General features: G+C 45.4%; 15 protein-coding genes and 1 pseudogene. 13 read left to right on the forward strand and 3 right to left on the reverse strand.

Going from position 1 to position 13,603, the window contains the following annotated elements:
- Positions 1-544 precede the first annotated feature (544 nt).
- Together NBH06_RS04300 and NBH06_RS04305 are read right to left on the reverse strand one after the other, a co-directional pair.
- A complete protein-coding gene (locus tag NBH06_RS04300; protein ID WP_250792940.1) occupies positions 545-1,750 on the reverse strand; it encodes an L-serine ammonia-lyase in 1,206 nt (401 codons plus the stop codon).
- A gap of 234 nt (positions 1,751-1,984) precedes the next feature.
- Positions 1,985-2,422, reverse strand: coding sequence for a hypothetical protein (locus tag NBH06_RS04305; protein ID WP_250792942.1), 438 nt, complete (start codon positions 2,420-2,422; stop codon positions 1,985-1,987).
- Between the two features lie 298 nt (positions 2,423-2,720).
- Here NBH06_RS04305 and NBH06_RS04310 point away from each other — a divergent pair, with 298 nt between their 5' ends.
- The 10 genes and pseudogenes from NBH06_RS04310 (at position 2,721) to NBH06_RS04355 (ending at position 8,779) form a co-directional block, all read left to right on the forward strand.
- Positions 2,721-3,149, forward strand: coding sequence for an Hsp20/alpha crystallin family protein (locus NBH06_RS04310; protein WP_008861850.1), 429 nt, complete (start codon positions 2,721-2,723; stop codon positions 3,147-3,149).
- 287 nt (positions 3,150-3,436) lie between these two features.
- Positions 3,437-4,588: an MFS transporter AraJ gene (gene araJ / locus NBH06_RS04315; protein ID WP_250792953.1), complete on the forward strand. Its 1,152-nt coding sequence runs from the start codon at positions 3,437-3,439 to the stop codon at positions 4,586-4,588.
- Between the two features lie 31 nt (positions 4,589-4,619).
- Positions 4,620-5,159, forward strand: a pseudogene (locus NBH06_RS04320) (MFS transporter); the annotation flags it as partial.
- 342 nt (positions 5,160-5,501) lie between these two features.
- A complete protein-coding gene (gene rpsF / locus NBH06_RS04325; protein WP_021891355.1) occupies positions 5,502-5,858 on the forward strand; it encodes a 30S ribosomal protein S6 in 357 nt (118 codons plus the stop codon).
- 3 nt (positions 5,859-5,861) lie between these two features.
- The gene (gene rpsR / locus NBH06_RS04330) at positions 5,862-6,131 is read left to right on the forward strand and encodes a 30S ribosomal protein S18 (RefSeq protein ID WP_008861846.1); all 270 of its coding nucleotides are present in this window, start codon (positions 5,862-5,864) and stop codon (positions 6,129-6,131) included.
- Positions 6,132-6,153: 22 nt separating this feature from the next.
- Positions 6,154-6,597, forward strand: coding sequence for a 50S ribosomal protein L9 (gene rplI, locus NBH06_RS04335; protein WP_008861845.1), 444 nt, complete (start codon positions 6,154-6,156; stop codon positions 6,595-6,597).
- 136 nt (positions 6,598-6,733) lie between these two features.
- Positions 6,734-7,210, forward strand: coding sequence for a hypothetical protein (locus NBH06_RS04340; RefSeq protein ID WP_250792957.1), 477 nt, complete (start codon positions 6,734-6,736; stop codon positions 7,208-7,210).
- The gene (locus tag NBH06_RS04345) at positions 7,195-7,665 is read left to right on the forward strand and encodes a helix-turn-helix transcriptional regulator (RefSeq protein ID WP_250792961.1); all 471 of its coding nucleotides are present in this window, start codon (positions 7,195-7,197) and stop codon (positions 7,663-7,665) included. Before NBH06_RS04340 ends, NBH06_RS04345 begins: the two co-directional genes overlap by 16 nt.
- Before the next feature lie 104 nt (positions 7,666-7,769).
- Positions 7,770-8,246, forward strand: a complete 477-nt coding sequence (locus NBH06_RS04350) for a hypothetical protein (RefSeq protein WP_250792964.1) — start codon at positions 7,770-7,772, stop codon at positions 8,244-8,246.
- 47 nt (positions 8,247-8,293) lie between these two features.
- Positions 8,294-8,779, forward strand: coding sequence for a GIY-YIG nuclease family protein (locus tag NBH06_RS04355; RefSeq protein ID WP_250792969.1), 486 nt, complete (start codon positions 8,294-8,296; stop codon positions 8,777-8,779).
- Between the two features lie 135 nt (positions 8,780-8,914).
- On the opposite strand, the gene NBH06_RS04360 is transcribed toward NBH06_RS04355, so the two are convergent.
- Positions 8,915-10,099 carry a DUF4369 domain-containing protein gene (locus tag NBH06_RS04360; protein ID WP_250792971.1) on the reverse strand — a complete coding sequence of 395 codons (1,185 nt, stop codon included), beginning with the start codon at positions 10,097-10,099 and terminating at the stop codon, positions 8,915-8,917.
- Positions 10,100-10,312: 213 nt separating this feature from the next.
- Here NBH06_RS04360 and nfo point away from each other — a divergent pair, with 213 nt between their 5' ends.
- The 3 genes from nfo (at position 10,313) to cysK (ending at position 13,603) form a co-directional block, all read left to right on the forward strand.
- A complete protein-coding gene (nfo, locus tag NBH06_RS04365) occupies positions 10,313-11,161 on the forward strand; it encodes a deoxyribonuclease IV (protein ID WP_195491419.1) in 849 nt (282 codons plus the stop codon).
- Between the two features lie 50 nt (positions 11,162-11,211).
- Complete coding sequence (locus tag NBH06_RS04370; protein WP_195491417.1) at positions 11,212-12,549, forward strand: MFS transporter; 1,338 nt, start codon at positions 11,212-11,214, stop codon at positions 12,547-12,549.
- A gap of 106 nt (positions 12,550-12,655) precedes the next feature.
- Positions 12,656-13,603 carry a cysteine synthase A gene (gene cysK, locus NBH06_RS04375; protein WP_250792972.1) on the forward strand — a complete coding sequence of 316 codons (948 nt, stop codon included), beginning with the start codon at positions 12,656-12,658 and terminating at the stop codon, positions 13,601-13,603.

A 13,603-nucleotide genomic window follows, 5' to 3' on the forward strand; every position in this document is an offset into this window, starting at 1 on the left:
ACCATAAAAACAAATTCACCTCCCTTTTTGCTCACTCTCCGAGAAAAGGGAATGTATTTAACCTCCTGACATACTTATCTATTAATCCTTCCGTCACTTGGTGTGTGTGTAACCCTTTCACCCCTTTGTTATAGAGCAATATAGTGGTAAAACCAAAGAAACATTTCTTTAACCCCTCCGGCCTGTGGCCACCTCCCCTATATTTTACGTTGCAAAACACCCCGTAAGGCTACGGGACACGGCAGGGGAGGAGTGTAAAAATTTTCCAGCAACATCGCTCTTTTGTTGTTTTAACCCATCTGTCTCTTGGTGTACCTTACCCCTTCTCTCTTGTGTTGCATAGCAATATAGTAGTGAAACCGAAGAAATGGTAATTTCTAAGGAGAGGAGTTAGAAATATAAAAAGGCAATCCCTACTGATTTCCTACTGAGCCCAAAAACAGCTACGGGGGGACAAGAACATAGACACAAGCAGCCGACAGGGAATCGACTGGTCGAGACTTGTCTCGGTCGAAATTTCCAGAGTGATTTACAAATCTGTTTTTTACATCTGTTCGTAATCTTTGGCAAGACCACCCTCCCCGGTCTCCTTGTACAAGGAGGGCAAATCGTGCCCCGTCTGTTTCATTACAGCCACCACCTTGTCGAACGATACACGATGATTCCCATCGGTAAAAGCCGAATAGATATTAGCATCCAAAGCCCTCGCCGCAGCATAGGCATTCCGTTCGATACAAGGTATCTGTACCAATCCGCACACCGGATCGCAAGTCATACCCAAATGATGTTCCAGCCCCATTTCGGCGGCATACTCGATTTGTGCGGGACTACCGCCGAACAACTGGCTGGCTGCCGCCGAAGCCATAGCACATGCCACTCCCACTTCGCCTTGACACCCCACTTCGGCTCCCGATATAGAAGCATTTTGCTTCACGATATTCCCCACCAAACCGGCGGTCGCCAACGCTCTTAAAATGCGGGTATCGCTGAATTCCCTACTCTTTTGCAAATGGTACAATACTGCCGGCACGACTCCACAGGATCCGCAAGTGGGTGCGGTTACAATACGCCCGCCCGCTGCATTTTCTTCACTCACGGCCAACGCATAGGCAAATACCAATCCCCGGCTTTTCAAACTGTCTTTATAACCCTTCGCCTTTATATAATAAGAAGAGGCTTTCCGCCGCAAATTCAACGGACCGGGCAATACACCCTCCTGATCGAGCCCTCGTTCGATAGCCTCGCGCATAGTCGACCACACCTCGGCCAAATAGTCCCAAATATCGTGGTCTTCGCATTCCTGCACATATTCCCAATAACTACGGCCCGTCCGTTCACACCAAGAGAGAATCTGAGTCATACTATTCATTTCGTACAATTCCGGTGTCTTGTCGAAAGGCTTCCCTTCTTCGGCCAAAGCCCCTCCTCCCACGCTGAACACGGTCCATTCGTCGGTCACTTCGCCCGAACTATTTTTCGAGCGAAAAGTCATGCCGTTCGGGTGAAACGACAGAAATACCGACGGTTTCCACACAATCTCGACCGGGGCATGAGGTTGAAGGGTATCGAGAATCGCCACATCGGTCAAGTGCCCTTTTCCCGTAGCAGCAAGACTACCGTACAGAATGACCTCGAACGCCACAGCCTCAGGGTGGCGGTTCAAAAATATTTCGGAAGCCTTTCTCGGCCCCATTGTATGACTACTCGAAGGGCCATACCCTATGCGATATATCTCTCGTATCGTTTTCATCGTTCCGTAAAATTGTAGAGTCCATGCAAGCAAAGGGAGCAGAACCGAATTCCATTTGTTACGCCGAGCCCGGCCTGCTTTCACAATATACGCAAAGATAGGGCAAATGAGGGCAAAAGCAAGCTCGCTTGACTTTGCCGAATGCAGCCTATTTTCGCATCCTGCGCAAAGATAACTCAAACAATTTTCAAAACAACCTTACCGAATAGAAATTTGTGCCTTTTCATCTACATTCTATTTTCGATGCGATTTTCCACGAGTCGTAACCGATTTTATTTTCAATCCGTTAGGGAGATTTCGCACTGCCGCCGACCGGGAAGGTACAGCCGTCATATTCTCTACCCCCGAACGAGCAGAAACACAAGGCATAGTTTTCCCCGACAGTACATCGATACTTTCCGACTCTCCCTCTTTGTTCCGGGAAACTTCTCCCGATCCCCCGTTTTCTACGGGGACAGGCTCCACGGCCGGTTCTTTCGGTTCATATTTACGGGCATAGCGTTCGAGCGTGTTGATACTGCTCATGAGAGCTTTCACTTCTTGGGTTTGCTCTATGATATCGAGTTCGAGCAATTGGGCGTAATAACGCAACAACACTCGATTCCTCAATAATTCTATTTGCATACGGCTCTCCGCCAGTTCCCGGACAAATTGTTGTTCTTGTATTTCCATACTCTTCTCTTTTTTTTGAGCAAAAGTATAATCACACCATAACCGATTTATGGCATAATCGAAAAAACTATGACTTACCTATCGATTCCCAACGTCCTCCCCTGCCCGAAAAAAGTGACAATAATTACTCTACGGAATAATTTTGTCCACTTTGGATAACTATTGTCATACATACCCGAACAATAAACCTCGAAAAATATATTGGCACGTCGTTTGCAAATATCCGAATGACGTCGGTTATCGAAAGAGCCGAAGTCAAAGAAAAGATTAAACAACTTAAAAATAGGAGATTAAAACTATGTTACCCACAAGAAAAAATCAAGGTTGGTTACCGAGTATCTTCAATGATTTCTTCGATAACGATTGGATGGAAAAAGCTAATGCAACGGCTCCGGCAATCAATGTGGTAGAGCATGAAAACGACTACTGCATTGAAGTGGCGGCTCCGGGTATGACAAAAGACGATTTTCAAATCCACATCGATGACAATGACAATCTCGTTATCACGATGGAAAAGAAAAGCGAAAATAAGGAAGAAAGAAAAAAAGAGCACTATCTGCGTCGTGAATTTTCTTATTCTAAATTCCAACAGACAATGATATTGCCCGATAACGTAGACAAAAACAAGATAGCGGCTCACGTCGAACACGGTGTTCTGTCTGTCGAACTTCCTAAATTACCCGTTCAAAGTAATGATGGAGTCGTAAAAACAATCGAGGTCAAATAATGTAAATCTGGCTCATCGAAACTGCAAATCCTTGTTGAAGAAGGATTTGCAGTTTTTTTTTTTTTTTTTGCAATATCTTCATTTCAATAAGAAGCTGTTTTAAATACTACACGACAGATACTATCTGTTCGCATTTAAAAGATGCCAAAAAAAATTTAGTCTCTCACGAAAAAAATAAGTCGATTATTTTGGACAAAACAGTCTTATTCACGTCCTTTGCACCCGATTTTTTCAGAAGGTCCACAAAAATCACGCGGCCTCACTGCTCAATAGGTAATTAAATAGAAATGAAAAAGAGTCTTATCGCACTGGCATTCGGCACATTAGGATTAGGTATAGCCGAATTTGTCATGATGGCTATACTGCCTTATGTAGCAGCCGATCTGCACATCAGTATCCCGACCGCCGGACACTTGATTTCGGCCTATGCTCTCGGTGTTTGCGCAGGAGCGCCCATGCTTACCCTCGCCCGTAAACTCCCGTTAAAAAATATTTTGTTAGGACTGGTGGCGATCATGATGGTAGGAAACATCTTTGCCTCACTGTCGCCCAACTACTGGACTATGCTTGTCGCCCGATTCATATCGGGGTTACCACATGGAGCCTATTTCGGCGTCGCATCGGTTGTCGCGGAGAAACTTGCCGACAAGGGAAAAGGCTCCGAGGCAGTCTCCATCATGATTGCCGGCATGACCATCGCCAACCTGTTCGGAGTCCCGTTAGGAACATCGCTCAGCACGTTGTTATCGTGGAGACTCACATTCATGCTAGTAGGAGTATGGGGTATCATCATACTTTATTACATCTGGAAATGGGTTCCCCAAGTCGAAGGACTACCCGATACAGGGTTCAAAGGGCAATTCCGTTTCTTGAAAACCGGAGCCCCGTGGCTTATTTTGGGAGCTACCATGTTGGGAAACGGAGGCGTATTTTGTTGGTATAGCTACATAAATCCCCTCCTTACGAAAGTTTCCGGATTTTCCACAGAAAGCATTACCCTATTGATGGTATTGGCCGGATTCGGTATGGTAGTCGGGAATCTCTTGGGCGGGAAGTTATCCGACAAATATACCCCCGGACGTGTGGCCGCCTCTACCCAATTCATACTCTTTATGGCATTATTGGGCATTTTCTTCGTAGCCCATATCAATTGGCTCACAGCCCTGCTCATGTGCCTTTGTACAGCCGGGCTATTCGCTGTGTCGAGTCCTCAACAAATCTCTATCATTCACTTTGCCAAAGGAGGCGAGTTACTGGGAGCAGCCTGTATACAAGTGGCTTTCAATCTCGGCAATGCCATCGGCGCATATATCGGAGGTCTACCCCTGCAAGCCGGACTGGGATATCAATATCCCGCCCTGATAGGAGCGCCCCTCGCCTTCGTCGGGTTTATCCTCCTCACGCTGTTTTACAAAAAATACGAGCCGAAGAAAGCGTGATATTTAAACCACAGAATATGCAAAATACAGTGGAGCTACCATGTTGGGAAACGGAGGCGTATTTTGTTGGTATAGCTACATAAATCCCCTCCTTACGAAAGTTTCCGGATTTTCCACAGAAAGCATTACCCTATTGATGGTATTGGCCGGATTCGGTATGGTAGTCGGGAATCTCTTGGGCGGGAAGTTATCCGACAAATATACCCCCGGACGTGTGGCCGCCTCTACCCAATTCATACTCTTTATGGCATTATTGGGCATTTTCTTCGTAGCCCATATCAATTGGCTCACAGCCCTGCTCATGTGCCTTTGTACAGCCGGGCTATTCGCTGTGTCGAGTCCTCAACAAATCTCTATCATTCACTTTGCCAAAGGAGGCGAGTTACTGGGAGCAGCCTGTATACAAGTGGCTTTCAATCTCGGCAATGCCATCGGCGCATATATCGGAGGTCTACCCCTGCAAGCCGGACTGGGATATCAATATCCCGCCCTGATAGGAGCGCCCCTCGCCTTCGTCGGGTTTATCCTCCTCACGCTGTTTTACAAAAAATACGAGCCGAAGAAAGCGTGATATTTAAACCACAGAATATGCAAAATACAGTAGAAGCTGTTTTAAATTTATTCCGAGACAGATTGAGCCCTATGTTGAAGCAGATTGGAGTCCGAGATATGCAGTCAATAGCGGGCTATTGACAAAAATCAAGGGATTCAAGATGCGAGACAGGGGCGCAATCTGGCCGGAACATACCTGCCTACAATGATAATATTATTTCTCTATAAATTTAAAACAGCTTCTAAGAGTGAATGTTCCCTCAAAAAACGAGTATAAAACATTGCATAATTACAAAATAATACCTACCTTTGCCCCCGCAAATAAAAAAACATTATACTAATTACGTTAAACTAAACGAGTATGAATCATTACGAAACCGTTTTCATCTTAACTCCCGTTTTGTCTGATGTACAGATGAAGGAAGCGGTAGAAAAATTCAAAACGATTCTCACCGAACAAGGCGCAGTAATCGTGAATGAAGAAAACTGGGGATTGCGCAAACTCGCCTATCCTATCCAAAAAAAGACCACCGGGTTCTACACCCTGTTGGAATTCGACGCCGAACCTTCTGTCATCGCTAAATTGGAAATCCAATTCCGTCGTGACGAACGTGTAATCCGTTTCTTGACATTCAGAATGGATAAATTTGCAGCCGAATACGCAGCAAAGAGAAGAAGTGTTAAATCGTCTAACAAAGAAGAAGTAAAGGAGAACTAAAAAATGGCACAAGCACAATCTGAAATCAGATATTTGACCCCTCCCTCGGTCGACATCAAAAAGAAAAAATACTGCCGTTTCAAGAAAAACGGTATCAAGTATATCGATTACAAAGATCCCGAATTCCTGAAAAAATTCTTGAACGAACAAGGCAAGATTCTGCCCCGTCGTATCACAGGAACTTCGTTGAAATTTCAACGTCGTATTGCACAAGCTGTGAAAAGAGCCCGTCACTTGGCGCTGCTCCCTTATGTAACTGATATGATGAAATAATTAAACGAAGGAGGAATTTAGCATGCAAGTAATATTGAAAGAAGATGTCGCTAACCTCGGTTACAAAGACGATGTCGTTACAGTGAAAAGCGGATATGGTCGCAACTACCTTATCCCGCAAGGAAAAGCAGTGATCGCTTCTCCTTCTGCATTGAAAGTTCGCGAAGAAGATTTGAAACAACGCGCTCACAAGCTCGAAAAGATCAAAGCCGATGCTTTGGCTTTGGCTGCCGCTCTCGAAGGCGTGTCTCTTACCATCGGTGCTAAAACCAGCTCGACCGGTACGATCTTCGGTTCTGTAAACAACATTCAGATTGCCGAAGCCCTCGAAAAATTGGGACATATCGTAGACCGCAAACAAATCGTTATTAAAGATACGGTTAAAGAAGTGGGTAACTACAAAGCTATCGTGAAACTTCACAAAGAAGTCAGCGTAGAAATCCCCTTCGAAGTCGTTGCCGAATAATCATCGAAACGTCTTATAGTAAGAACGCCCGACAAAATCGGGCGTTCTTCTTTTTAAATTCCCACTTATTTATCAACACGACACGTTTTGTCGTTCTGCATCATTATATTTGCACAAGAAGCAAAAACAAACAGATATGGCAAAACTCAGTCAAATACGACGCTTGGCGATACTCATCAACAAACTATCGGCAGTTCGATACGTCCCGACAGACGCACTCATCGCACATGTAGAGAATACCCTCGCCCTATACGACAACAAAGATTCGAACTATTCGCAACGAACTATGCAGCGCGATTTCGGACTTATCGACGAAATGTTCGGTATAGTCATTCGTAATGACAAATCACGAGGATACTACATTGCCGAACTCGACGAGATGACCGACAACTACAAAGAACTACTGCTCAACTTCGAGCTGCTCAGTTCTATCAACACCGACAGTGTTTTGCAAAAATACGTCCTCGCCGAGCATCGCCGGAATGCCATACGGCACGAACTCATCGCTCCCCTCCTAAAAGCGATACGGAAAAGGAATCCCATTGAATTCGACTACACCTTAATAGCCATAACGGAAAAATCGTTCACAAACGGCTCATGCCCCATTTCTTGAAAGAATCGCAATACCGATGGTATCTCATCGGCTACGACACCGACGGCAAACTGAAATCGTTCGGAGTGGACCGTATCTCGGCGATAAATATTCTCGAAGATACACAATTCCTCCGTGACGAACACATAGATATCCCCTCCCTCTTTCGGGAAAGTTACGGTATATGGAACAATCCCGAAGACCCCGTGGAAGAAATCGTTCTTAAATACGATTCGGTCGATGGAGCTTTTGTGAAAACACTACCCCTGCATCACTCGCAACAAATACTCTCCGAAGACGAAACAAGTATCACCGTCAAACTGCGATTGCGCATTACCAACGACTTCGTCATGGAACTGCTTTCCCGCAGCCGATCGGTCGAAGTAGTCGCGCCACACACCCTGCGCACCCGCCTGTACGATACGCTGCGACAAGCCGCCGAACGAAACAAACCTATTGAAACAGAGTGCGACTAAGTACTGAAAATCATTAACGATACGAATAAAATACCGAATAAAATACAATACCCCAAGACTTGTTATTACAAATCACCCAGACATTCTACACTAAAATTATCGTTATGGGAAATATCGAAAAAATCATACAGGCAATAGATATTCAGCTTATACAAAAAAACAAGCCTTATATGCTTTTAGCGGAAGCTAATCGTTTACTTACCTTTACCCGTTTAATCGCTGATAACAAAGCCTTGAAAAAAATAGTAGAATCAGGACTGATTCCTCACGCCTATCAAACGCAAAAATCTCCAAAACAATGGAGAATCCCTTTATCTGAAAAAGGGAAGGCGGAAAAAGAAAAATTGGATAAACAGAATAAACAAAGAGCAAAGGAAAACCAATATACAATCCAAACACAAATATTAGACCAACCAACTCTTTGTTGCCCGTTTTGTGAAGATACCGGTATAATTCCGGAACAGTTTCGTTCGGAGCCATGCTTAATATGTCCAAAATACCAAGCAAGAAATGGATGTGAAGGAATGAACAACGAAAATCAAATATTTTATCTCGATGAAAACGGGAATCTAATTTATTAAAACAAACTTAACTACAAATATAGTGAAACAAATTAAATGATACAGCTATGAAATTCAACACTATCGATGATTTGAAAGCCGCCGGCTTCGAGGGATTCATTCCGGTTGCTCAACTGCAAACCGACAGTACGGCAATACCCCGAACAGCAGGAGTGTATATGGTCGTCTATACGGGGGAAAATATGCCCGAGTTTCTCTCCCGCGGTACAGGAGGATTCTTTAAAGGGAAAGACCCCAATGTGTCGATAACCGAATTGGGAACCAACTGGGTAAAAAATACTTGTGTGGTCTACATCGGAAAAGCCGGAACAACCCTAAGAAAACGATTAAATCAATATCTGAAATTCGGGAATGGACAAAATATAGGGCACTGGGGCGGCCGATACATTTGGCAAATAAAAAATTCCGGCAATTTGCTGTTGTGCTGGAAACCTACTCCCGATGAAGATCCCGAAGCGATCGAAACCGCACTCATCGCCCGATTCAAAGAACAGCACAGGGGACACAGACCTTTCGCCAATCTCAAAGATTAAAGGCAGAGGGGATCTCTATGCAGAGTCAAGGCAAAGTAGAACATTTGCCTTGACTCCCATTTTAGATAAATTACCAATATTTGCAATATGAAAAATCTCATTGCTACGACATTGCCGGATATGATGGAGACGGAACTATATTGACGATCGTTTTACAAATCCGGTGGTATCCGGTACAGACGACACAGCAGTATCTCTTCTCGCCCGATAGGGTAACAGTTCTTGCAACCTCTGTTCCAACTGTGTCACCGTCAGGTTGCGGGAATCGATGGCCCCATCGGGGGCTATGAGCATAAAATCGGGAACCGACACCAGAGCATATCGGGTTTCGATTACATCGGGTTCCGCGGCCGCACATTGATGTGAAGGCAATCCCAAAGTTCTCACTTTTTCCCGCCATATATCCCGTTTTTTATCCAACGAAACAGACAAAAAGGTCGCTCCCCGATAACCATACGCCCGATACAGTTCTCCGAATTTCGTCATATCCCGGCAAGAAGGCTCGCTATCCGAACGCCAAAAGCCGATAGCCGTATATCTCGCATATCCTATATATCCCGACAGATTCTCTTTCCGTCCCGAATACTCTATCAATGGAACATCTACATACGGATTTCCCGGCTCGACTTTATCGGCGTTACGCAAGCGCAAAGAAATATCGGACAATACCTGCGCATTCTTGCTTCGCCCACCGAACCCCGACAAAAGGCTTCGCAACTCATCTTCATCGAAACGGCTTTGCATCTGTTCCAGCACCCATATCGCAGCCGGTGAATAATGATTCCGTCGAATAAACCGGTAGGCCATCTTCTCCTCTTGGCTGCTCAAACGAAAATCCTCATCGCACATCGATTGTTCCAAACCGGCATCCATCATACGCTTCTCCACCTGTTCGACGTAATGGCTATACAAACAACGGCGTAAAGAATCGAGGCGATACGCCTCCCGTTTATATTCCTCGAATATGTTATTCTGCTCCGTCCCTGCGACACTCGAATACGAAGTATCCATTACCGCCTCCATCGCTCCATTTTCCAACACAAATAACACGGGCACAGCCAAAGAATCGAGATAACGGTTAAACCGCAGATAAGCCATAATCGGTTCTTCTTGTACTCCGTGAAAAGAAAAAACTCCGCCATCGACTATCGCGCTGTCCAAATTCACCAATTCATCTCCGTTACTATGAGACAAATAAACGACATTCCCGTCAGTCATCGAGTTAACCACTTTTCCTGCAATCACGTACGACGAATCCGTTCTATCCTGACAACCGGTGAGCAATAGCAGAAAAAATATCCAATAATATACCTTATTCATACTCTATACTTTGTAACTACAAAGATAGCGAAAGGTGAGCGCAGAGACAAACGGAAACCCCATTTCCGATTTGGCTATACCGAACCGCATCTTATCTTCGTACTCACAAAGATAAAGAAGTTTTCAGGAACCATCTCAAATCTTAACTCATTCATCTCGGCAGCAATCGGCTTTTTTTGTAATTTTGCTTAAAGAACAAAAACGACCGGAATCATGAAATTTATAGGAGCCCACGTAAGTGCTGCGGGCGGTGTAGAAAACGCTCCGGTAAACGCACATGCCATAGGAGCCAAAGCCTTCGCCCTGTTCACAAAAAATCAAAGGCAATGGCAATCGCCTCCGTTATCGGATAAAAGCATAGAACTATTCAAGGAGAATTGCGAAAAATACGGATTCTCACCCCAATATATACTACCGCATGACAGCTACCTAATCAACCTCGGACATCCTCAGGAAGAAGGGCTGACCAAATCTCGGGCGGCTCTTCTGGACGAAATGCGACGTTGCGAACAACTGGGATTGAAACTATTGAATTTCCACCCCGGCAGTCACTTGAAAGAGATTTCGACCGACGAGTGTTTAGCCCGTATCGCCCAATCGATCAATTTGGCTCTCGAAAAGACCGATGGGGTTACCGCCGTTATAGAAAACACGGCCGGGCAAGGCAGTAACGTAGGATTCAAGTTCGAGCATTTAGCGGTTATCATCGACCGGATAGAGGACAAAAGTCGTGTAGGAGTCTGCATAGATTCCTGCCATGCTTTTGCCGGAGGTTACGATTTGGCGACAGCCGAAGGATATGATGCGACTTGGCGGGAATTCGACCGAATTATCGGATTCGAATACTTGCGAGGAATGCACCTGAACGATGCTAAAAAAGGACTCGACTCCCGTGTAGACCGTCACGACAGTTTAGGCGCAGGCGTATTGGGTATGGGGTTCTTTGAACGATTAATGCAAGATAAGCGTTTTGATAACATACCGTTGATTCTCGAAACTCCGAATGAGAACCTTTGGCCTCAGGAAATAGAGAAACTGTATGGCATGACCTTCCCGGAATAAACAGAACAACGGATTTACAACAAACCCAATGCTCCTCTCTTTTCGATGGAATGAGAGTAAAACCCGATTTAAGTTTCCGAAGGCTATGGGATATTAGTTTCGGATTCTTCGGCGTTCAGATAGCCTATGCTCTTCAAAGCGCCAACATTAGCCGGATATTCGCCACCTTAGGGGCCGATCCGCATAATTTAAGTTATTTCTGGATACTTCCTCCGTTAGCAGGAATTATCGTACAACCCATCGTGGGCGCATTGAGCGACCGCACTTGGAATCGTTTCGGGCGACGTATTCCATACCTTATCGCCGGCTCGGCCATTGCCGTAGCAGTCATGTGCCTATTGCCTAATGCCGCTTCATTCAAGGGATATATCCATGCAATGTGGTTCGGGTTAATAGCCCTCATGATGTTGGACACATTTATCAATATGGCCATGCAACCTTTCAAAATGTTGGTAGGCGATATGGTCAACGAACGGCAAAAAGGACTCGCTTACTCCATACAAAGTTTCCTTTCCAATGCCGGAAGTTTAGTCGGCTACTTGTTCCCTATCCTGTTCACCTATATCGGTATCAGCAATATCGCAGCCCCCGGAGTTATTCCCGATTCGGTAATTTTCTCTTTCTACGGAGGGGCAGCCATATTGATACTGTGTACCCTCTATTCTTCGATACGGGTAAAGGAAATGCCACCTGCGGAGTTCCGGAAGTTTCACCAAATTTCGGACAAAGAACTGACAGAGAAGAATAATTTCATATCCCTACTGCGCCACGCTCCGAAAGTTTTCTGGACGGTCGGTCTCGTTCAGTTTTTCTGTTGGTCGGCTTTCATGTATATGTGGACCTACTCCACAGGAGCCATCGCCGACAATGTCTGGCACTCGACCGATCCGGCTTCTCCCGGCTACCAATCAGCCGGGAACTGGACGGGCGTATTATTCGCCATACAAGCCATAGGCTCGGTATGTTGGGCCCCGCTTCTCCCCTTGATAAAAAACAGAAAAGCGGCATATAGCCTCAGCCTACTTATCGGCGGAGCCGGTTTCACACTGGTTCCTTTCATTCACAATGCCTATCTGATGTTCCTGCCTTTCTTCCTCATTGGTTGTGCTTGGGCAGCCATATTGGCTCTACCCTTCACGATCCTCACCAATTCCATCTCGGGGAAAAACATGGGAGCCTATTTAGGACTGTTCAACGGCACGATCTGTGTTCCCCAAATTCTCGCGGCCTTAGTAGGTGGTTCTCTGCTACGATGGTTAGGCGGTAGCCAGCCCGTCATGTTGGGGATTTCGGGTATTCTGTTATTCGCGGGAGCTTTGTGCGTATTTGCAATCAAAGAAACATTCGTACATGAAAGTGAGACAGAACGTATCGAAAAGGGAGATTAACAGACTTTCAATACTAAAACAAATTATAAGCCCCACTCGGTATCATCAAATTAATTTGCTCCTGTCCTCGTTTGCACTATCTTTGTATCACTATAAACATATAAACATGAAGAAAATAGCCAAAAGTCTAACCGACTTGATAGGGAATACTCCTCTATTGGAGCTCTCGAATTACAATAAAAAACACGAGTTGAACGGAATACTGGTCACTAAACTGGAATACTTCAATCCGGCCGGGAGCGTAAAAGACCGTATCGCTTTATCTATGATAGAAGAGGCCGAACAAAAAGGGCTGTTGAAATCCCATGCCACAATTATAGAACCCACAAGCGGAAATACGGGTGTAGGTCTCGCATTCGTTTCGGCAGCAAGAGGCTATCGGCTCATACTGACCATGCCCGATACGATGAGCATGGAAAGGCGCAATCTGCTCAGAGCATTGGGAGCACAGTTAATCCTTACTCCCGGTAGCGAAGGTATGGCAGGAGCCATTCAAAAGGCGAAAGAACTGAATGAAGAGATAAAAGGAAGCATCATTCTGCAACAATTCGAAAACCCTGCCAATCCCGCCATTCATGCGAAAACAACGGCCGAAGAAATATGGAGAGACACCGAGGGCAAAATCGACATATTCGTCGCCGGAGTAGGTACGGGAGGAACCGTCAGCGGCGTAGGAGCCGGACTTAAAAAACACAACCCAGCTATAAAAATCGTAGCCGTAGAACCGAAAGACTCACCGGTTCTATCGGGAGGTAAAGCCGGCTCCCATAAAATACAAGGCATCGGCGCCGGGTTCGTTCCCAAGACATTCGATGCTTCCGTGGTCGATCAAATAATCCCCGTAAGCAACGACGATGCCATTCGCACCAGTAGAGAACTGACAGCGACAGAGGGTCTATTAGTAGGTATCTCCTCCGGAGCAGCTGTTTTCGCAGCTACCCAACTGGCTCAATTACCCGAAAACAAAGGCAAAACAATCGTCGTACTTTTACCCGATACGGGAGAACGTTATCTGTCGACAGTGCTATACGATTTCGAGGGATATGCCTTGTAA

It is taken from the genome of Barnesiella sp. B2-R-119, assembly GCF_023656675.1.
GTDB lineage: Bacteria > Bacteroidota > Bacteroidia > Bacteroidales > Barnesiellaceae > Barnesiella > Barnesiella intestinihominis.